A 19,559-nucleotide genomic window follows, 5' to 3' on the forward strand; every position below is an offset into this window, starting at 1 on the left:
ATGTGAGCGGGAATTGGGGCCGTTTCACGGTCCCGACTCCCTCAAGGCCGAATCTGATCTTCCAGCTTCATGGTCAAAGCCAAGCTACTGCCCATCAAGATCGCCTGATCTCGCCAGTCCAGATAACGCGCTGCATCCCGGCTGCTGTAATGCACCGCCAGCTCTTCGGCCGCCTGCATCACCCCAGCGGCAGCAGCCAACTCCAGCCAATACAGCCCAGCCTTGCTATCGCTCTGAACATACAAGCCATGTAAAAACCGATACCCCACTTCAAACCGACACCGCGCTTCACCGCGTTTCGCGCCCTTCATGAACCAGCGCAACGCCTCGACCAGGTCAACCTGCCAGTCCTGATCGCCATCACAGATCTCTTCTTCGTACAGATCGCCTAAGGCCGCCGCCGCATGCAGCATCCCGCGCTCGAAGGCCTGGCGATAACACTCGGCAGCCTGCTCGTAGGACACTTCGACACCCTTGCCGAAATAGTGCTGCTGACCCAGGTTGAACCACGCCGCAGCGCTTCCCTGCAACGCCGCCATGCGCAGCAAGTGCCCGGCCAACTGGGTATCGGCGATCCAGTATTTGCCATTGAGCCAGATCCAGCCCAGGTCATTGAGCGCCGCCACATTGCCCTCCAGGGCCAGGCGCCGCAGGTCGCTGTACACCGCTTGCAGGTCGACCGCTTCATCCAGGCGACTTACCAGTCCAAAGCGCTCGCCCAACGGCGCCCGCTGGCTGGGCATGCCCACCCCGGCAAACAGTCGTTGGCGCTGGCGCGGCCGAGCCGGCACAGGGGCGATCCGCGCCGGCAAAAGACGCGCGAGCAGCGAATGGATATTGCTGGCAGCAGACATGTTCATCCTCATTGAACGACACACAGCCCCGACCGCAGCCGTGTTGAGGCGTGATTCTGCGCGATGCCACGACGAAACCTGTCGCGAACGATCTGATGGAAGGCAACCAAATGCATCTTCCTTGATCTGAGCACGGTGTGGCGAATTGCCATACCCCGCTCGTGCCGCCATCCTATTGCGGCAAGCCTAGACAAGGACGTTCCCTTTTGCCGTTCGCCACTACCCGCGCCACCCTCAGCCGTCAATGGGCGCTGCTGCGCCAATTGCCCAGCCGCTCCCCTGGCGTTACCAGTGCCGAACTGGTCTGGCGCCTGCGCGACGTTGGCTTTAGCGTCAGCAAGCGCACGGTCGAGCGTGACCTCAATGAGCTGTCGCTGATCTTTCCGCTTGAGCGCAACGACAAGAGCATCCCGTTTGGCTGGCACTGGTCGTCCACCGCCGTGGGCGAGTTACGCGGCAACTTCGATTTGCAGGGATTCTTGCGTGATGATGCGCTGCAACCCGTGCAGGGCGCTGGAATGCAGATCCAGGCGTGGGTCAGCGATGGGCTGGCGCGCCAACTGCGCGAGGCGCCGTTGAGCGCGGATATGCAGCTAACGGCGCTCGAACACGGGCACCGGATGCGCGCCACAGTCACCGATGGCTGGCCGCTGCGTTGGTGGCTGTTGAGCCAGGGCGATGGCGTGGTGGTGGAACAGCCGCCCGCGCTGCGTGAAGAGATCGGGCGGACCTTGAGCAGTGCAGCGTCCCATTACCAAGACTGAGCTGCGCGCCGCCCTTTTCGCGGGCAAGCCCGCTCCCACAGGGACCTCACTGACCTTGAGGGCTGCAGAGTGCCAATGAAGGCCCTAGGTATGGGAACTGCAACCGATCTGAATGACTCACCGCCGCCCCAAAAGCACCGAAAAACCCTGTGGGAGCGGGCTTGCCCGCGAAGAATTCACCGCCGAAGTAAGGCCTAGCGCTGCATGCCCCAACGCCGAACGGTCACCCGCTCCAGGGTATTGAACACCAGCCCTTCCACCAACAGGCCGATCAAGATCACCACCGCCAAGCCGGCGAATACCTTGTCGGTGTACAGCTCATTCCGGTTCTGGAAGATGTACCAGCCCAGCCCGCCCTTGCCGCTGCTGGCACCAAACACCAGTTCGGCAGCGATCAGCGTGCGCCAGGCAAACGCCCAGCCGATTTTCAAACCTGACAAGATCGACGGCAGCGCCGCCGGCACCAGGATGTGCAGCACCAGGCGCAAACCCTTCAGGCCATAATTTCGCCCAGCCATGCGCAGGGTCTCGGACACACCCAGAAAACCTGCATAGGTATTCAGCGCCAGCGCCCACAGCACCGAGTGCACCAGAACGAAGATCAGGCTGTTATCTCCCAGGCCAAACCAGAGCAGCGCCAGCGGCAGCAAGGCAATCGCCGGCAATGGGTTGAACATCGAGGTCAAGGTGCCGAGCAAGTCCCGGCCAAACTGGGTCGACACTGCCAGGCTAGTGAGGCCGAAGGCCAGCACGATGCCCAGCACGTAGCCCTTGAGCAGCACGATCAGCGAAACGCCGACCTTGGCCGGTAGCTCGCCGCTGAGCATGCCGTCCCACAGGGCAACAGCGGTTTGTAGAAAACTCGGAAGAAGCAGGTCGTTATCGGTGTAGCGCGCTGCAATTTCCCACAGCAGCGCCAACACAATCAGGATCACCGTCTTGCGCAGCCAACCTTGCTGCCACAGGCGCTGGACCAGTGGCAGTTGGCGTTCCAGAGGCACACTGAGCAGCGGCTGCAGCTGCACCTCGTATTCCTGACGTGCAGGGGTAGTGGTCATGGCACAAGCTCCTGTCAGTAGGCGATGCGGATATCGTTGAAACCCAGGTCTGCGGCTTGTGCAGGCTCCTGGGCTTCATCGAACAGCAAACGGTGGATACGTCGAGCGCTGGCCTGGAAATCACTGGCCCCCAGGCTGCCCAAATCGTACTGGTGGCTATGCACCTCGGCGCGCACCCGCCCAGGGTGGGGCGAGAGCAGCAGGATGCGGTTGCCGACCACCAACGCCTCTTCGATGGAGTGAGTGACGAACAACAGGGTGAAGCGCACCTCTTCCCACAACAGCAGCAGTTCTTCCTGCATCTTGCGCCGGGTCAGGGCATCGAGCGCGGCGAACGGCTCGTCCATCAACAGGATCTTCGGCTGGGTGGCCAGCGCCCGGGCAATCGCCACGCGCGCCTTCATGCCACCAGACAAGGTGTGCGGATAGGCATCGGCAAACGCCGCCAGGCCCACTTTGTCCAGGTAATGCAAAGCGCGCTCCTCGGCTTCGGCGCGCTTGAGCTGGCCGGATACCAGCAGCGGAAACATGACGTTCTGCTTGACCGTCTTCCACGGCGGCAGCTGGTCGAACTCCTGGAACACCACGATACGGTCAGGGCCGGGGCCTTTGACCGGCTGGCCCTGCAGCAGGATCTGCCCTTCGGTTGGCTCGATAAAACCGGCCACGGCCTTGAGCAAGGTCGACTTGCCGCAACCGGACGGACCCAGCAGGACGAAACGGTCAGCACGATCGACTTCGAAGCTGACCTGGTGAGTGGCGCGCACCACGCGTTGCGCGGTGCGGTATTCGAGGCTCAAGTTATCCACAGCGAGCAGCGCTGGCGTGGCAACACGGCTCAGGTTGCTGGCCGTGTGGCCTGGCAATGGGGCGGTCATTGGCAATCAGCTCCCCTGCAGTGGGCGTTGGTCCTGGAAGAAGTAGTCCTTCCACGATTCAGGCTTGTTCTTGATCGCGCCAACCCGGTAGAGGAATTCGGCCAGCGGGTAGGTGTTCTTCGGCGTGACGGTGAACTCGTACTGTGGGTTATCGATCAGGCGGATCAGCGCATCGCGGTCGATCTTGGCCTTGGTCACGCGGATGTAGGTGTCTGCCGCTGCAGCTTTGTCGTTCTGAGCGAACTCAGCCGCCTCGGCCAGGGCATCGACGAAGGCCTTGTAGGTCTTGGGGTTGTCCTTGCGGAATTTCTCGGTGGCGAACAGCAGGGTCGGCGAGTTGGGGCCGAGCAGGTCATAGCTGTTGAGCACCACGTGCACGTTCTTGTTGGCCAGCACCTGATCCTGGAACGGCGGATTGGAGAAGTGCCCGTTCAGCTCGGTGCCACCGGCCAGCAGTGCGGCGGTGGCATCCGGATGGGGGACGGCCAGGGTGTATTTGTCGAGGCGGTTGTATTCCTTGTCGCCCCACTGTTTGGCAGCGGCGTACTGGAGGAAGCGCGATTGCACCGACACGCCCACCGCCGGCACGGCGATGCGGTCTTTCTCGGACAGGTCGGCAATGGTCTTCACGTTAGGGTTGCTGCTGACCAGGTAGTACGGGAAGTTGCCGAGCGAAGCCACGGCCTTGACGTTCTGCCGGCCCTTGGTGCGATCCCAGACGGTGAGCAGTGGGCCGACACCAGCACCGGCGATATCCACCGAGCCCGACAGCAGTGCGTCGTTGATCGCGGCGCCACCGGACAACTGCGCCCAGTCGACTTCGATGTCGATGCCCTCGGCCTTGCCGTGTTTCTCGATCAGGTTCTGATCGCGGACCACATTGAGCAGCAGGTAGACGATGCCGAACTGCTCGGCGATGCGGATCTTGCCTTCGGCCTGGGCCGCAGTGGGTGCGGCCAAGGTGCCGATGACCAGGCTCGCGCCCAGGCCGATGCTTGCCGCCAGGCGGCTGATGGATTTACGCATGATGAATTTCCTCAGTCGTCAGAACGGGGCATCGCCCTGGATAGTGGTACGGAACAACTTGCGCCGCAGGTGCGCGGGGCAGCCGGTGGCAAGGTGGATCAACGAGCGGTTGTCCCAGAACACCAGGTCGTACGGCTGCCACTGGTGGCGGTAGATGTTCTGCTCGAGCACGCTCAACGCGTACAACTGCTGCAGCACATCACGGCTCTCGTCTTGCGGCAGGCCGACGATGCGGGTGGTGAAGCCTTCGCTGACGAACAGTGCCTTGCGGCCGTTTTCCGGGTGGGTGCGCACCACGGGGTGAATCACTTCCTGGACCTGCGCGAGCTGTTCGGCGGTCAGGGTCGGGCGCCAGTTGCCCTCGAATTTGGTTTCTGCATAGCGTGCGGTATAGGAATGCGCGGCGCTGCGGCCTTCGACCACCTTGCGCAGGGCTTCGGGCACTGCGTCCCAGGCTTTGTGCATGTCGGCGAACAGGGTGTCGCCGCCTTCGCTGGGCAGCTCCTGGGCATGCAGCATCGAGCCCAGGCTTGGCAGCTCTTTGTAGGACAGGTCCGAATGCCAGAACTTGCCGGCATCGCCCAGGCCGACGTTGCGACCGTCTTCGATGATGTTGGAGACGATCAGAATCTCGGGATGGCCTTGCAGCAGGAACTGCTTGAGCACATGGATCTGCAGCTCGCCAAAGCGGCGGCTGAAGGCAATCTGCTGGTCGGGGGTGATGCGCTGGTCACGGAACACCAATACGTGGTGATCCAGGTGGGCGCGGTGAATACGGCTGAAGTCCTCGGCGTTGACCGGTTGGGCCAGGTCCAGGCCGATGATCTCGGCGCCGACGGCACCGGAGAACGGGCGAATTTCAAAGGATTGCGGCTGTGCGCTGTCGATGGCCGACAAGGCGTTAGAGGCGGCTGGCATTTCTCACTCCCACGTAGTGCGCGGCATTCAGGGCGCGCATCGATCAGAAACGCACGGGGGACTCCCGTGTGGGTTCAAGTCGTGCGGCGCGCCGATTGGTCGGCAGGTACGCAGTGGGAGTGACTATAAAGGTATAAGAAAAATAATTTAAATACCGTTAGAGAATAACCATATGAAGCAGTTCATCTGCCGGCCATGACCGCTGACTACCCTTTAACGCCATTCGCTGTAGGGCTCCAGTGAGGTAACGGGCAAAGCCAGATTGCCTCGCCACGGTTCGAACAGGTAGCGCACGTAGAACACGGCATGGCTGGGCGCATAGTCATCGCTGTGCTGCCAGTCGAAACCGCCACCCAGAGCCCAGCGGTCGCTCAGCCGCCGCTCGAATGCACCATGCAGCCGGTAGCCAAGGCCAGTGCTGGCACTGGCGTCAGTCATTGCATCGATATTCGACTCGACAATGTCATAACGCTCCAGCAGCTTGCGGTTCAGGTGTTGGTTCGGGTAGACCCGGCTGCTGTCGCTGTTGGCACGCGACCAACTGACCGAGCCTTCCAGCAGGAACGACCAGTCGTAGTTGCGCCAGGCATAGCTGACGGGCAAGCCGATCGACTCGTAGCGTTGCGGGCTGTAGTAGCCTCCTTGACCGAGACTGTATCCGCCCAGGTCCTTGTCGTAGCGCCAATGCATCAGGGTCAGGCCAACCCGCATGCGCTCGTCGGCCTTTTCCAGTGCACGAAAATAATAGCCTGCCATCGCCCGGGTACGCTGGTTGTCGACAACGTTCTCGCCATACAGCCAATGGTGCCCAAGGCTGGCCCAGATACCGTGATCCCCCCCTTGGTCCCAACTCAGGCCCAGGGTAGCGCCATTAGCCGTCACGCCGCCCCAGCGGACCTTGGTTGCCGGATCGCGCGCACCGGCGAACGACAGCAACGAGTTGCTCATGGGGCGCCGCGAGGCCGCCAGTGACCAGCCTACCTGCCCCAAATCACCATTGACGATCGCGCCGCCCAGCCAGTTGTTGACCTCATAGCCTTGGGTGGTGCCCACGTCGAAGCCCCAACGGCTGTTCTGCCATCCGGCCGCCAATACACCACCATTGGCCGTCTGCGAGCCCGCCTGGCACGTCGGTAGGGGCGTTCCGTTGCGGGTGACGCCGACAAACTGGCAAGTGCCGAAATCGGCGGTAGTTTGACCATCTGCGTTCTGCTCGAATGAGCCGGCATCCATACCGATGCGTTCGACGCGGGCAAAGGCCCTGCCATCTTCCCAAGGCGTGTCGACATGCAGCAAGGTCGATTGGGTACTCAATCTGGAAATACCTGGCGTACCGTCACTCTTGCGCCAACCGTAATCATGCATGAGGGTGACGCTAGTGTTGCGCTGGCGATACAGCTCATCGACATCACTGCGTAGGCTGCGCACCAGCCAGTCATCGCCATCATTTGCGCGGCTAGCCAGGGTCATGGCCCGGTCGTCACGCGGCGTCACCGCCGAGCGACTGAGCAACTGCGCATCGGCCATCGCCGCTGCGTATAGATCCAGCGCCCGCTGTGGATCGTTGGCCGCCACCAAACGGGCAGCATCACGACGCAGCAGCGGGTCTGGCTGGGTTTGCAGTGCGGCGACATGATCCAGCAGACGGGCAGCCTTATCGTTCTCTCCCAGAGCGGCCCAGACTGCAGCCAACCGCCGCTGGGCAGCGCCTTGCTCGTCGGTCAATTGTAGAGGCTGCGCGTCCAATGCCTGACGCACTCGGGCCAGATCGCCTTCGGCAATCGAGCTTTCCATCAGCCCAAGGCGGGCCTCCGGGCGCTGCGGCTGAACCTGCAGCACGCGTTGGTAATAACCCCGCGCCTTGGTGTGATTGCCTTGCTCTGCAGCCCAGTCGGCCATCAGCAACAGATCGTCAGGATCGCCCTCGCCCTGGGCCAGGCCGGCTTCCAGCACACTAGTGGCCTCGTCGGTGCGCCCTTGCTCCTGCAGCCGCTGGGCATGGGCCAAGGTCATGCGCCGACGCACGCGCTTGTCGAGCGCACGCATGTCATCGGTCCAGGCGCTTTGCGGTACGCCGTGCAGGCTGTCGCGGGCCTGTGCATCACGGTCACTGGACTCAAGGTACAGGGCGTGGGCATAGCGCGTGGCAGGATCGGCCGATTGACGCTGCAGCACCCTGCTGAATGCGTCATCGGCCTCAGCAGTACGGCCCTGCTGGCGTAGGCTGTTGGCCAACTGATAGACCAGCCATGGCTCATCGGGGGCCAGCTGCGCAGCCTGCGCCAAGACCCGGCTGGCGGTAGCCCAGTCCTGACGTTGCAGCGCCGCGTCGCCCTGCTCGCGCAGGCGGCCTAACTCCAGGCTGCGCCGCAGACTGGCAAACTGGGCTTGCTGCGCCGGCGGCAAGCTGTCCAGATAGGCTTGGGCTTTGAATGTCGATTGCGCCTGGTAGATGCGCATCAGACCGCGTACCGCGCTTTCGTTTCCGGGCAGCATACGGCGCACCTGCAGGTATTGCCGTTCGGCGCCGACCAGGTCGCCTTCGGCATACGCCACATCGGCCAACCCGAGCATGGCGAACTCATCTTCCGGGCGTTGCTGACGGGCCTGTTGATACAGCGAGCGGGCGACACGCAGATCGTGCATTTCCAGCGCGCGGTCTGCCCGCTGCAGCATCCCCCAATACTGGCTGGAAGCCTCGAGGTCTTTCCATTTGCTCATCAAGCGGGTGTTCTGCTCGATGGCCACGGCCTGGTGAAATGACGTATTGGCCTCTGCATAACGACGTTGGCGCATCAGCGCCACGCCCAAGGCACCGTGCAGGCTTGCATCATTGGCATAGCGGCGTAGAGCCTGGCGCAACTGTGCCTCTGCCTGCACGTTTCGCTCCTGCTCGAGCAGCGCCTTGCCACGCTGTCCTGCCTGCCAAGCGGGGTCAGCCACCAAGGTGCGCTGTTGCTTGAGGTTTTCGCCGGCGAGCGGCAACAGCGGTGAAGCGGGATAACGCTGGGCGAATGCTTGCCAGCCAGCGACGCTGTCAGCACTCACCGGTTGCTCGGATAGATAGTCGAACTCACGCTGCGCGGCTGCATCGCGCGCAGCTGGATCGCGCGACAACTGGTCGAGCACGGCCAGCGCCTCACTGGCGCGGCCTTCGTTGAACAACCAACTGGCCAACGTCTGGCGCAAGCCAGCGCTGCCCGGGTAGCGTCGATCAAGTTGCTGCAGCTGCTGGATCGCGTCTGGCCGCTGGCCAGGCAGGTTGCCCCGCACCCGCCAGTAGTCCAGAGCCAGCTCCAAGCTAGGCGGCTCGCCAGCGAACAACTGGTCATAGGCGACCAGGGCCTCGTCGTAACGCCCGGTAACCGCCATCAGGCGGGCCTGCTGCAAACGCTGCGCCTGCTCCGGCTGCTGCAGTTGCAACAACCGTCGGGCTTGTCGATCCTGAAGGCTGCCGGGTGCGAGCTCGCTGATGCTGGCCCGCAACCGCTCGGCCTCTTCAGGCTTCTGCTCACGCAGCGCCAGGCTCAACGCGGCCAACATGGTCTCAGGGTTGCGCGGCTCAAGCAGACGTAACCTGGCCAGCGCGTCGCGAACCAGATCGTCACGGTGCAAGGCCTCGCCAATACGTATCTGCTCAAGCAGCCATTGGCGCTGTTCATCGCGGTCTTTGGGTTGCGCGGCCACGGCAAAAGACAACACGGTCAGCGTCAGCACGCCGATCATTCGGAACATGTAGCACTCCAGGCAGGCAGCAGACGACCTTGGTTGTCGAAGCGATAGCGGGCTTCATCCCAGCCTTGGCCAAACAGGACCAGGACCTGGTTGTAATACGCCTGCGGCTCGGCAGGTTGTTCGCGTAGCTTTTTGCGCTGGGCTTCAAGTGACGTGGGGCTATCAGCGACGCTGGCCAGCAGCGGCAGCAGCGCGGCGGAGAAGCCTACCGGGCCCTGGCCACTCTGCTTGCCGCTACGGGCGTCGACACTTTCCGGAGGCACCCCCTTGTGAGTGGTGGCTGCGATCATTGGCGCGAAGTGGCGCAGCAGTTCGTCGCGCTGTGGTGCGTCGGTGGCCAGCATGCCCAGCCACAGGTACACCCGAATGGCGTCATAGTCGCCGGAGTTGCCGTGCTCAGGGTCGGGCTCGATGCCTGCCGCTGGCGTCCATAGAAGCCAGTCCGGCGCAAAGCCCTTGGGCGACGCCTGCAACCAGAGGCGACGAACGTTGACGGCCATCTCACCCCATAGCGGGTCCACCAGGGCAAACCGGTCGAACAGCTGCGGCGGCAGGTAGCTAGGGTTCAGGCGCCAGCCACGGCTGTCTTCGAAGCCATAGTCTGCGGGCAACAGCATCAGCCCCAGGCCAGGCAGCTTGCGCACGGTTTGCGCAGCGATGCGCCAGAGCATGTGCTGGCCCAACTGCGTATAGGACGGCTCGCCCCATAGCCGCCCCGCTTCGAGCAGGCTGTAGGCGATCCACAGATCGGCATCACTGGCATTGTTGCTGTCCAGCACCTGCCATTGCTGCTTGCCTTTGCCCCACAGCCATGCCGGCAGATGTCGGGAAAGGTCGCCTTCGGCCAGGTTGTTGGCAGTCCAGCGCAGCAATTTTGCAAACGCCGGGCGGTCATTGCCGACCAGCGCGAAGAACAGCGCATAGCTCTGTCCTTCGGAAGTGCTGATCAATCGCTGGTCACTGCGATCGAGCACCCGTCCATCGGTGCTGACCAGTTCGCTCTTGAAGCGCTCCCAGGCCGGCCACAGGCAAGGCGTCGACGCAGTGGCGATAGCAGGCGTGCAGAGCACCAGCAGCAATGCCAACAGCTGGCGCATGATCAATCGGCCTCACCCAGGCGACGACGTCCTGCCCAGCGCAGTGCACGCCACAACAGGAAGGCGAACAGCAGCACGCTGACGGTGGCGATCACCGCGATCAGGGCGGGGTAGTCAGATAGGTGGAACCACAGCAGCAGCCACCATGGCAGCTGGCCGACAAAGTAATGTTCGCCAACGAACTGGCTGCTGACACCACTGCTGCGCACCAGGGCGACCGAGCCCGCTACCGCTTCCAGCTTGCCAGAATCGGCCAGCACCTCGCGCAGCATGCCGTATGCGGCATCGGAGCCGGCCAACAACGCGACAACGCTACGCTGCTCGTGGAATGGCGACTTCAAGCCAGTGATTGCGGCAATCGGCGCCTGGGCGCTGACTGCGACTCGGCTGTTGGCCACAACCGGGGAGGTATCGAAGCGGCGGCTGCCGGCCTGCTCCAGCATCCGCCCTTGCACCATCCAGTCGCGCTGGGCGTTGAGCAACAGACCAAGGTTGGGTTGCTCGCGCAGGTCTTCGGGGAGACTGCCGATCAGCAGTAGATCGGCATCAACGTCTGCAGCCTGTTTCCAGTTGTCGCTCAGACGCACGTTCACGGCCGGGTAGCCAATCTGCCCGCCCAGGCTGGCAATCACGTCGAGCAAGGTGCCGACCTGCATCGAGGTGGGCTTGGCCGGTACCACGATGAGGGTCTCGGAGAGGTCGGCCATGCGGCTGTAGGGGAAGCCGCTACGGGCAAAGGCGCGCAGATCAGGCATGGCCATGTAGTGGTGATAGCCAGACAGGTCGATGGTCGAGTTTTCATCGATCGCCGCACGTACATCCACCGGCAGGGACGTCTGGCAATGGTCGCGCTGGGCGCTACCCAGGGTGCTGGCAAAGCTGAAGTCGAAACGCAGGCGGTTGCGCGCACCGATCTTCAGCGCCGGTACCAGCGACTGCTCGGTCAATGCGGTGCTGTCGGTGGACAGTACGTTCAGGCGCATTTCCTCTAGGGTACTGCTGCGTCGGTCGTTGCCCACCAGCGGCATGCTGGTTATGTATTGGTCATTGACACTGATGCTCAGGCGCGACTCGTCGGTGACCGCTGGCGGCGTGTAGCGATACAAGGTTTGCAGCGGGATGCCCTGGTTGCGCCAAACGAACAGGTCCGGCGGCAGGTTCACGTCGAGGATGATCGGCCGCGGCTGCAAGCCACTGACTTGCAATTGCTGCGGGTAGTCGAGCAGCTCGGAGAAACGCACCGGCCGGTCGGTACGCGTCCAGTTCGGCGCATCGTAAGGCTTGCGCGGTTGCAGAGCAGTCATTTGCTCGATCTTGACCCGCGAACCACGGAACAAGTCACTGCCAACGGCCAGCGCCGACGCGGCCTTGACCAGGTCGTCGTCGTTACGGCCCAGCACCAGCAGCAGTTTGCTCCAGCGATCGCCAGGGTGGTCGATCAGCTGCACCACCGGGCCATCGACCGCCGGAAATTTCTCCAGGTCGGCGATAAATGCCGGGCGACGCTCGTTGCTGGCGAAGACGATGGCGGGACGCGGTTTGTCGCCGCTGGCTGGCAGGCTGTTGAATGACACCGGGAAGGTCGCCTTGCGCCAGCCTGCTTTGCTGCCGAAGTACGAGGCGAGGATCGCAGCGGCACGCTGCTCACCCAAAGTTGGTGCATCGGCGAACACCACAGGCAGCTCGACCTTGCTGGTGTCGCGGGCATCGAAGAACGGCAGCGGGAAGTAGGCCAGGTCATTTTCCAGCGCCAGCGCTTGCTCACGCAACTGAACCTGGCTCTTACGATTGACGTTCAGCCACAGGCCGCTGTGCGCAGGGTCTTCACAGATATCGGTGTAGTGCCCGACGAACTCTAGGCGCACCCGGTTGAAGTCGCTGATCAGCTTCGGATCCAGCGGCAGCTGGCGCCGCACCCGCTGGCCAAGCTGGTCCTTTTCGACCGGCACCACCCCCATCAATTCATCGTTGAGGTACACGCGCAGATGCGACAGATTCGGCAACAGCGCTGGCGAAGGGGTGTAATCCAGCTGCAGCACGGCGTCGGTTGCCAGACGATCGCGGCGCACGCCGAACTCGATGTTTTCGTTGTTGCGTACCCCCAGCAGCAAGCTGTCGGACGCTTGGCCGAGCTGCTCGAACGTCTGGGTCACGGGCCAGCTTGGCACCGATGGCTCGACCGGTAGGGCAAGGGGGGCTACATCGGCGACAGCTGCGGTCTGGAACAGCGAGGCAAGCAGCGCCATCGCCAGGCCCCAGGTGCGCGCGGGATAACGAGTCATCATGCGTCTCGGTCAACAAGGTTCGTGGATGAAAGAGGTTGAGGCGTGCGTGGCAGGTAGCTGCCCAACCAGCGCGTCAGCTGGCGTATCGGCTGCAGCCGCTCGCGCAGCCAACTTGGGGTATGTTCGATCAGACGCAGATAGCCGACGCCACCCAACTTGAGGACGTCGACCAGGCTACGCAGCGGGCGATCGACTTCGTGCTTGTCCTGCCAGCCCAGCCAGGCATCGGCACGGGCGAAGGTGCAGTGCACCAGGTCGATGCGCTGCTGTTGGCTGAGACCGTCGAAGGTCAGGCCCACATGCCGACCGACGATGCGGGTAACCCGTGCATTGAAGGCAAACTCACGCTGGCCGCGACTAAGCAGCAAGCGCACGCGCTCCCCGGGTGCGGGCGATACGCCATCACCCAATTGCAGGCCGATGCCGCCATCGGAATAGTCGACCAGGGTACAGGGGAAGCCATGCCCACTTTCCAGCACCAATGCAGCCGGCAGGTGCATCTGCACACGGTGCGCGCGCCGTACCTGACGCACTTCGGCAGCCACCGCACAGGCGGCGCCGAGGATCAGCAGGTTGTAGATCACCCACAACGAACTGACGATCACCGTGCCGATTTCCGCGACTGGCCCGGTGAACAAGCGCCAGACGGCAAAGCCCAGGCCGACCACATTGAGCCCGGCAAGGAACAGATACGGCTGGGCGATGCGCCAGTCGAACTGCCCTTGCTCCATCAGGCCACCTTTGGCCGTGACATTGAAGGTACCCTTCTTCGGCGCAAACAGTGCGACCGTGGTCGGGCGCGCGATATACCAAGCCAGGACGGTCTCATACACTTCCCCCCAGAAGGTTTGCCGGTACTTACCCTGCATGCGCGAGTTGGTGAGGCTGGCGTGAATCATGTGGGGCAGCACGTAGAGCAGGATCATCAGCGCCGGCGCGTAGATGATGTAGGCGTGCAGCAACAGGAACGCCAACGGCGCGGTGAGGAAGATCAACCGCGGCAGACCGGCCAGGAAGTGCAGCATGGCGTTGGCGTAGCAGATTCGCTGGAACAGGCTCAGTCCGCGGCCAAACAGCGGGTTGTCGGTGCGGAAGATCTGCACCATTCCCCGCGCCCAGCGAATGCGTTGACCGATGTGCGCCGACAGACTCTCCGTGGCCAAACCCGCGGCCTGGGGAATGCTCAGGTAAGCCGAGGTCCAGCCCTGGCGGTGCAGGCGCAACGCGGTATGGGCGTCCTCGGTCACCGTTTCGACGGCAAAACCGCCAATGCTCTCCAGCGCGGTGCGTCGCAGTACGGCACAGGAGCCGCAGAAGAAGGCAGCGTTCCACATATCGTTGCCGTCCTGGATCAACCCGTAGAACAGCTCGCCTTCGTTGGGGCGGCGGCGGAACGAGCCCAGGTTGCGTTCGAATGGATCGGGCGAGAAGAAGTGATGGGGGGTCTGCACCAACGCCAGCTTGGCGTCCTTGAGGAACCAGCCAACCGTCATCTGCAGGAAGGAACGCACCGGGACGTGGTCGCAGTCGAAGATGGCGATCAATTCACCGTCGGTGACGCCCAGTGCATGGTTGAGGTTACCGGCTTTGGCGTGCTTGTTGTTCGGCCGCACGATGTAGCCTACCCCGACTTCATCGGCGAAGGCGCGGAACGTCTCGCGCTTGCCATCGTCCAGCAGGTAGATGCGCAAGCACTCGCGGGGCCAGTCCAGGCCCAAGGCGGCGAGCACCGTGGTACGCACCACCGACAGATCCTCGTTGTAGGTGGGGATCAGCAGATCGACCGTCGGCCAGCGCGCGGGGTTGTCCGGAAGGTTCGCCGGCTTGCGCTGCAGCGGCCAGCAGGTCTGGATATAGCCAAGGATCAGCACGAACCAGGAGTAGGTTTCGGCGGCGAGGAGAATCACCCCGCAGACCAGATCGAGCGTGTCGTTCCAGTTCAACGTCGAGGTGTAGCGCCACCACAAATAGCGGCAAGAAATGATCGTCGATAACACGATCAGCATCAGCGTCGGGAAACGGCCCGGCATGTAGCGCACCAGCATGGCGATGCCCCACAGCAGGAAGATGAACACTAGCTGCGCCAGGTAGCCGAACGGCTCGGTCACACAGAGCAAGGCCAGCAGCACAGCGCACGAGGTGAGTACGGTGTAGAACAGTCGCCGACCGAATACGCTCAGCTGGCGCAGGTGCTGGGCGGCATCGTGCTGCAAGTTGCTGTCGCGAAAGCGTACTGGTACCTGGTGCATGGCCTCGGCCAGGCGGGCTCGGCACTTGCGTAGGTGCTGCCAGACCCCTCGCATATGGCGGATGGCAAACGACCAGACACGCGGCGCTCGACCAGCTTTACGCGGCTGAGGTGCACGTCGCACCAACAACCAGAAGCACTGGATCATCAGGCGCAGCGGGTCGCCCAGGGTCGGCCGCTTGCCGACGAACTGCGGGAACAAGCGTTGACGTTCGGCCAGCAGCGCTTGCCAGGAAGGCGATTCGAGCCGCAGGAACAGGAACGCCAGCCACGCGCCCAGCGTGAATAGCAGGGCGACGGGCCGATGGGCGCCTCGTGCGGTGAAGTAGGCGTAGGCCGAGAGTGGTGTCACGTTCACGCTTGCCGCCTTGCCAGGCAGCGCACCGCCAGGCTCTGCACATCGCGGGACGCCAGAGACTGTGGCGCGTAGTGGCCAACCGGCGCCTTGCAGGCGAAGGCTTCGGCGAACGCTTCGTCACGATGCACCAACTGCATCGGCAAGCGGTTGCGCAGCAGGTCGCGCCAGACCATCAGCACATCACTCTGCAGGCTGCTGGCCGGGTTGAAACGGTTGACCAGCAGCAGGTCGTAACGCTCGATCTGCTGGCGGCCGAGCAAGACGTGGCTGGTCATTTCCGCCTCAGCCACCAGTATCCGCATGTCTGTGTCGAAGCCACGCGTGGTCTTGGCAGCAACCGGATGAGGCAGGTCGAACAGCAGCCAATCAAAATGTTCGGCAAGTGCAGCCTGCCGTTTATGCCAGAGGTGCGGTTGATGCCAGTCCGCCAGATCGTCCAGGCGGTTTTGCGCCACTTCACCAAATGGCATCAGGCACAGCCCGTCGAGCACTTCATACACTGGCTTGCCAAAGGGTCGGCCGTCTAACTGCGCGCTCGCCCAACCCTCGCGCTGATCGAGCGGCAAGTTGCAGTGCAGGCCCAACAGGTTATCCTGGCTCAGGTCGACCATTAGCACGCGCTCGCCCAGCTCGCGCAAGGCATAGCCGAGCGCGGCCAGCAAAGCGGTGCGGCCCAGCCCACCGCGCAAGCCATGCAAAGCCAGGCTGATCATGACAGCTCGGCCTCAGCCAGCTCGGCCCGCTCGACCACCGCTTGCTCCAGACCGGCCCTGCAGCTTTCGCCCAGTAGCGGCCAGCGCTGCAACGCCTGTTGCACCCCAACCATCATCGAAATGTCTTGATAGCTCAAGGTTGGCATGGCCAGGTACTGACGCAGTTGGGCAATATCATCACTGCGCTCGGCGGGGTCAGCTTTGCCAGCCATCATGGGTTCTCCTTGGGAACAGGCTGCCAATCCGGCTGGCCTTGCAGGCGCATATAGGTTTGGCCCTGGTAGTCCAGGACCTGGGCACCGGATGTTTCAGACACGCGTTCGGTGGTTGGCAGGTCGGTCAACAGACTCGGCAAGTCGAGCGTCTGTCCTGCCCCGAGGCCGGCATACACACGTGAGACCAGCTCGGACAACGCCAGGAAACTGGTCGGCGCAGTGACTTTCAGTGGCTCGCTACGCGCCGGCTGCCCCATACCAATGAACTTGAGGCCGACCGGTACATGGGTGATCGACGGGGTGGGGATTTCACGCATGCCTGACAACTGCATGCGGTCACCGTGCAAGGCCGCGCCGTGCTCGGGAACGATGGCGACCACTACGCGACGGCCACTGCCTTCAAGTTCGTCGAGGAACTTGCCGAGGTCGCCGAACAGGCGATTGGCCCGCGTCGCGTAATTGGCCGGACGGGTGCCGCCATCGGCGGTAACCATCCTGTTGCCGTCATGCAAGCTGATGGTGTTGTAGAACAGCGAGACATGTTCGGCACCGGAGCTCTTACGCTTGCCCCACCAGCCGCTCAGGACATCCAGGTCACCGGCGATCGGCGAGCCGTCGAAGCTGACCAGCGCCCGTGGGAAGTCACTGGCGCTCAAGCCGGGCTGAGGCATGTGCTGGCTGGTGATATCGCCGATGAAGTTGTCGAAGCGGCCACTGTGGTTGAGCAAGGTCTGGCTCTGGAAACCGAGCTTGGCCAGGTTCTGGAACAGCAGGCATTGTTCGGGGGCCTGCTGATAGAGACCCGCGTGAGACGATTGACCACAGCTGGCCCTGAGCATGCGAATCGCCGCCGGTCCGCTGTAGGAAGTGGCCGAGTTGAATTGATCGAAGACCACGTCCAGCCGCGAGAACAACGGGTTGTCATGCATACCGACGGCGGAAAGGTCGTCCCAGGCCAAGGAGCACACATTGATCACGAGCAGATCGAATGTCTGCTCATCCGGCTTCACGGCAGGGAATGTGGTCACCCGTTGCCGCTCGCTGGCGAAGAATCGTTCAAGCCACGCATTCAAGGTCGCGGTGTCAGCGACCGCCGCAACAGGCCCTGAGGTGGCTACAGTGGCTGGGGTGGCTGCTCCGGCAACGGTTGCCTGGCTGCCCACAGGGCTAAGCGACGGCAACCCACCGACCGCCAGCCATGCCAGGCCGACCAGGCTCAAGGTGCTCAGGCGCAGCCAGTGGCGCAGGAACAGATAACCCACCACCAGCAGCACCAGTCCCCCCACCAGGTTCCAGTTTATGAACCTGGCCATCAGTTCCAGCAGGTAATCCCACGAGAAGTCCAGCACACCCGGCTGCGCCAGCAAGCGCCGGAACGGTGGCAACCAGGTGTCGTGATAAAACAGGGCGATGCCCAACGGCACGGCCACCACCTGGCGCCCGACGCGCAGCCAGCGTCCCGTCAGCGGGACCAGTAGCAATGCCGCGAACAGCAGGTTGGGCAGCGCCTGGAAGTCCAGCATGCCGACAGCGACCAAGAGGAACTTGGCCAGGAAGTAGAGGTTCCAGGCACCCAGCCCGTGCCAACGGGCCGGTGCTGGGGCAGATAATGTTGAACTAGTCATGATCAGGGTCCTGATGCACTACACGGCGGCGTACGCCCACCGGCTTCAGGTAACGAGGGCGCAAGTGGCGACTAAGCCAGCGCTGGACCACGGTGCGCACGTGCATCACCACCCCAACCAGGATCAAGGTAACCAGCGCGCTAATGCCGACCACCTGGAGCATTTGCACAAAGTTCATGCCGCCCCCTCAAGGCTCAGGGCGATCTGCCGTGGTACCAATGCAGGCCGTTTTTGTACCGATGGCAGCGCTACCGAATCGGCCAGTGGTGGCTGCGGCACGGTTTCGTCGAGAAAGGCCGTTGCAGCCAAGCTATCGAGGCTGACCAGCACGTCCTGACTGATGAACAGCTCCTTCCAGGACAACTGGAAAATATGATCCAGGGCCTGCTCGACACCTTCTGAACGACAGGCGAACAGGAACAGGAACAGCACGTCGCCGACCACACACGCGATATCGCCATCGCGCCGGAACACCGTACGCGAGCAGGCCTGCAGTGGGCTCAGGCCCGGTGCAGGGCGAAGCACCAGCAATTGGTGCACGATTTCCCCATTGCGATGGCCATGCCACATCTGTTGCACCGCTTCGGCAAATGCCCGTGGCGCCACCAGGCCACAGATCGGCAGCGGCCGCAGACGGGCAAGCAAGGCATCGAAATCAGCTGGCAGGTGGCGGCGCCAGATGTACCCCTGAATGCTGTCGACCATCGTCAGGAAGCGTGAAAGGCTAGCGCCGAATGGCACGATCTGGCTGGCACCACAGGCCAGCAGCAACTGCTCGTCCTGATAACGCAGGGTCGGTGCCATCTCACGTACCACCAGCTTCAGGGCGTTGCCGCGCAGCTGTCGCAAGGTATGGAGCTGCCGCGCCAAGACATCCAGACGCTGCCCACCGTCCATAGCGAAGATCACCGTTGCCGAAACGGCGCGGCTAGCCTTGGCCCCAACTTCGCTGATGCTATCGAATACCTGCCAGTGCTCGGACAGCGCTGGTGCCCCCTCCAAAACCTGGCTTTGGGCCAGGCACAGCAGTTCATCACTACCGGCGTCGGCCAGCGGCTGCAGCCGCCCAGCGACGGCAAAACCACGGTCACGGCGCGCCAGCTCGACATCCTGGGAGCCGGCGACACCAAGGGGGTTACTCCAGAAATGCTGCAGATAGCGCACTCCACCCTGGCCACGATAGAGCTGGGCAAGCCCGTCGAGCGATTGGTTGAATGCACGCAGACGCTCGACCAGCGATGCACTTTGCCCGGCACTGATCACCACTATCAGCGCACCGGCTGCAAGTGCCGCTTGGCGCAGGGCTTGGCACCAACGCTCGGATTTGCCCCCTTCCCAGGCAGCTGTCGGCACCAGGACCAGCAGCACACGACCCGGCAGATCGATGCGGGGTAGATCATCGTGCAGATGCACGATGGCCTGCGTGTCAGCCTCGTACAACGCTAGCTCGTCGGGGCCACAAGTCGGGTCTATCCCTTCCAGGACCGCATGCAAGACGCGCGCATCACCCAGCAGCGCCGCCCTGCCTTGTTCAGGCATGGCTTCGATGACTTGGCGGCAGAGCGTAGCGGCGTTTTCTGTGCTGTCACAGGCCAACCAATACAGGCCTTGCTCATGCAATTGACTATGCTCGGCACCCAAACCGGGAATAGCCAACAACGGAATACTTTTCGTCAAAACAATGACTCTGAATTCGATATCGAAGCTGACTTCAGGGATGGAGGCCGCACGCTAGCAACTGCGGCTTTTTGACGAAAAAATGTGTCAAAAATACGACGCTTGCAG

General features: G+C 62.8%; 15 protein-coding genes. 1 reads left to right on the top strand and 14 read right to left on the bottom strand.

The window, feature by feature from the left end; translation table 11 throughout:
• Positions 1-41: 41 nt before the first annotated feature.
• Positions 42-854 carry a tetratricopeptide repeat protein gene (locus tag OIU19_RS22460; protein ID WP_264236849.1) on the bottom strand — a complete coding sequence of 271 codons (813 nt, stop codon included), beginning with the start codon at positions 852-854 and terminating at the stop codon, positions 42-44.
• A gap of 206 nt (positions 855-1,060) precedes the next feature.
• Here OIU19_RS22460 and OIU19_RS22465 point away from each other — a divergent pair, with 206 nt between their 5' ends.
• Positions 1,061-1,618 carry a WYL domain-containing protein gene (locus tag OIU19_RS22465; RefSeq protein ID WP_264236851.1) on the top strand — a complete coding sequence of 186 codons (558 nt, stop codon included), beginning with the start codon at positions 1,061-1,063 and terminating at the stop codon, positions 1,616-1,618.
• 194 nt (positions 1,619-1,812) lie between these two features.
• On the opposite strand, the gene OIU19_RS22470 is transcribed toward OIU19_RS22465, so the two are convergent.
• From OIU19_RS22470 to bcsE, 13 genes are all read right to left on the bottom strand, one after another.
• Positions 1,813-2,676: an ABC transporter permease gene (locus OIU19_RS22470; RefSeq protein ID WP_186555811.1), complete on the bottom strand. Its 864-nt coding sequence runs from the start codon at positions 2,674-2,676 to the stop codon at positions 1,813-1,815.
• A gap of 14 nt (positions 2,677-2,690) precedes the next feature.
• Positions 2,691-3,554, bottom strand: a complete 864-nt coding sequence (locus OIU19_RS22475; RefSeq protein WP_264236852.1) for an ABC transporter ATP-binding protein — start codon at positions 3,552-3,554, stop codon at positions 2,691-2,693.
• Positions 3,555-3,560: 6 nt separating this feature from the next.
• The gene (locus OIU19_RS22480; protein ID WP_264236853.1) at positions 3,561-4,580 is read right to left on the bottom strand and encodes an ABC transporter substrate-binding protein; all 1,020 of its coding nucleotides are present in this window, start codon (positions 4,578-4,580) and stop codon (positions 3,561-3,563) included.
• Between the two features lie 18 nt (positions 4,581-4,598).
• Complete coding sequence (locus OIU19_RS22485) at positions 4,599-5,498, bottom strand: TauD/TfdA family dioxygenase (RefSeq protein WP_264236854.1); 900 nt, start codon at positions 5,496-5,498, stop codon at positions 4,599-4,601.
• Between the two features lie 213 nt (positions 5,499-5,711).
• Entirely contained in the window at positions 5,712-9,233 is a 3,522-nt protein-coding gene (bcsC, locus tag OIU19_RS22490) for a cellulose synthase complex outer membrane protein BcsC (protein ID WP_264236855.1), read from the bottom strand.
• The gene (gene bcsZ, locus OIU19_RS22495; RefSeq protein WP_264236856.1) at positions 9,221-10,330 is read right to left on the bottom strand and encodes a cellulose synthase complex periplasmic endoglucanase BcsZ; all 1,110 of its coding nucleotides are present in this window, start codon (positions 10,328-10,330) and stop codon (positions 9,221-9,223) included. Before bcsZ ends, bcsC begins: the two co-directional genes overlap by 13 nt.
• Before the next feature lie 2 nt (positions 10,331-10,332).
• Positions 10,333-12,615 carry a cellulose biosynthesis cyclic di-GMP-binding regulatory protein BcsB gene (bcsB, locus tag OIU19_RS22500; RefSeq protein ID WP_264236857.1) on the bottom strand — a complete coding sequence of 761 codons (2,283 nt, stop codon included), beginning with the start codon at positions 12,613-12,615 and terminating at the stop codon, positions 10,333-10,335.
• Positions 12,612-15,221: a UDP-forming cellulose synthase catalytic subunit gene (gene bcsA / locus OIU19_RS22505; RefSeq protein ID WP_264236858.1), complete on the bottom strand. Its 2,610-nt coding sequence runs from the start codon at positions 15,219-15,221 to the stop codon at positions 12,612-12,614. The genes bcsB and bcsA overlap by 4 nt, the downstream gene beginning before the upstream one ends.
• Positions 15,218-15,934, bottom strand: a complete 717-nt coding sequence (gene bcsQ / locus OIU19_RS22510; protein WP_264236859.1) for a cellulose biosynthesis protein BcsQ — start codon at positions 15,932-15,934, stop codon at positions 15,218-15,220. Before bcsQ ends, bcsA begins: the two co-directional genes overlap by 4 nt.
• Positions 15,931-16,149 carry a cellulose biosynthesis protein BcsR gene (gene bcsR, locus OIU19_RS22515; RefSeq protein WP_264236860.1) on the bottom strand — a complete coding sequence of 73 codons (219 nt, stop codon included), beginning with the start codon at positions 16,147-16,149 and terminating at the stop codon, positions 15,931-15,933. Before bcsR ends, bcsQ begins: the two co-directional genes overlap by 4 nt.
• Complete coding sequence (gene bcsG, locus OIU19_RS22520; RefSeq protein ID WP_264236861.1) at positions 16,146-17,774, bottom strand: cellulose biosynthesis protein BcsG; 1,629 nt, start codon at positions 17,772-17,774, stop codon at positions 16,146-16,148. The genes bcsR and bcsG overlap by 4 nt, the downstream gene beginning before the upstream one ends.
• Positions 17,767-17,952 (bottom strand): cellulose biosynthesis protein BcsF, encoded by a 186-nt coding sequence (gene bcsF, locus OIU19_RS22525; RefSeq protein WP_264236863.1) that lies wholly within the window; start codon positions 17,950-17,952, stop codon positions 17,767-17,769. Before bcsF ends, bcsG begins: the two co-directional genes overlap by 8 nt.
• Positions 17,949-19,439 (bottom strand): cellulose biosynthesis protein BcsE, encoded by a 1,491-nt coding sequence (gene bcsE, locus OIU19_RS22530; protein ID WP_319004553.1) that lies wholly within the window; start codon positions 19,437-19,439, stop codon positions 17,949-17,951. Before bcsE ends, bcsF begins: the two co-directional genes overlap by 4 nt.
• Between the last annotated feature and the right edge of the window lie 120 nt (positions 19,440-19,559).

It is taken from the genome of Pseudomonas sp. BT-42-2 (assembly GCF_025847435.2).
Taxonomy (GTDB): Bacteria; Pseudomonadota; Gammaproteobacteria; order Pseudomonadales; family Pseudomonadaceae; genus Aquipseudomonas; species Aquipseudomonas urmiensis.

Bases quoted from the DNA above. Each gene is read 5' to 3' on its own strand.
- bcsQ (WP_264236859.1), bottom strand. From the start codon at position 15,934: ATGATCAGCCTGGCTTTGCATGGCTTGCGCGGTGGGCTGGGCCGCACC.
- bcsF (WP_264236863.1), bottom strand. From the start codon at position 17,952: ATGAACTTTGTGCAAATGCTCCAGGTGGTCGGCATTAGCGCGCTGGTT.
- OIU19_RS22470 (WP_186555811.1), bottom strand. From the start codon at position 2,676: ATGACCACTACCCCTGCACGTCAGGAATACGAGGTGCAGCTGCAGCCG.
- OIU19_RS22480 (WP_264236853.1), bottom strand. From the start codon at position 4,580: ATGCGTAAATCCATCAGCCGCCTGGCGGCAAGCATCGGCCTGGGCGCG.
- OIU19_RS22485 (WP_264236854.1), bottom strand. From the start codon at position 5,498: ATGCCAGCCGCCTCTAACGCCTTGTCGGCCATCGACAGCGCACAGCCG.
- bcsC (WP_264236855.1), bottom strand. From the start codon at position 9,233: ATGTTCCGAATGATCGGCGTGCTGACGCTGACCGTGTTGTCTTTTGCC.
- bcsB (WP_264236857.1), bottom strand. From the start codon at position 12,615: ATGATGACTCGTTATCCCGCGCGCACCTGGGGCCTGGCGATGGCGCTG.
- OIU19_RS22460 (WP_264236849.1), bottom strand. From the start codon at position 854: ATGTCTGCTGCCAGCAATATCCATTCGCTGCTCGCGCGTCTTTTGCCG.
- bcsZ (WP_264236856.1), bottom strand. From the start codon at position 10,330: ATGCGCCAGCTGTTGGCATTGCTGCTGGTGCTCTGCACGCCTGCTATC.
- OIU19_RS22475 (WP_264236852.1), bottom strand. From the start codon at position 3,554: ATGACCGCCCCATTGCCAGGCCACACGGCCAGCAACCTGAGCCGTGTT.
- bcsR (WP_264236860.1), bottom strand. From the start codon at position 16,149: ATGATGGCTGGCAAAGCTGACCCCGCCGAGCGCAGTGATGATATTGCC.
- bcsG (WP_264236861.1), bottom strand. From the start codon at position 17,774: ATGACTAGTTCAACATTATCTGCCCCAGCACCGGCCCGTTGGCACGGG.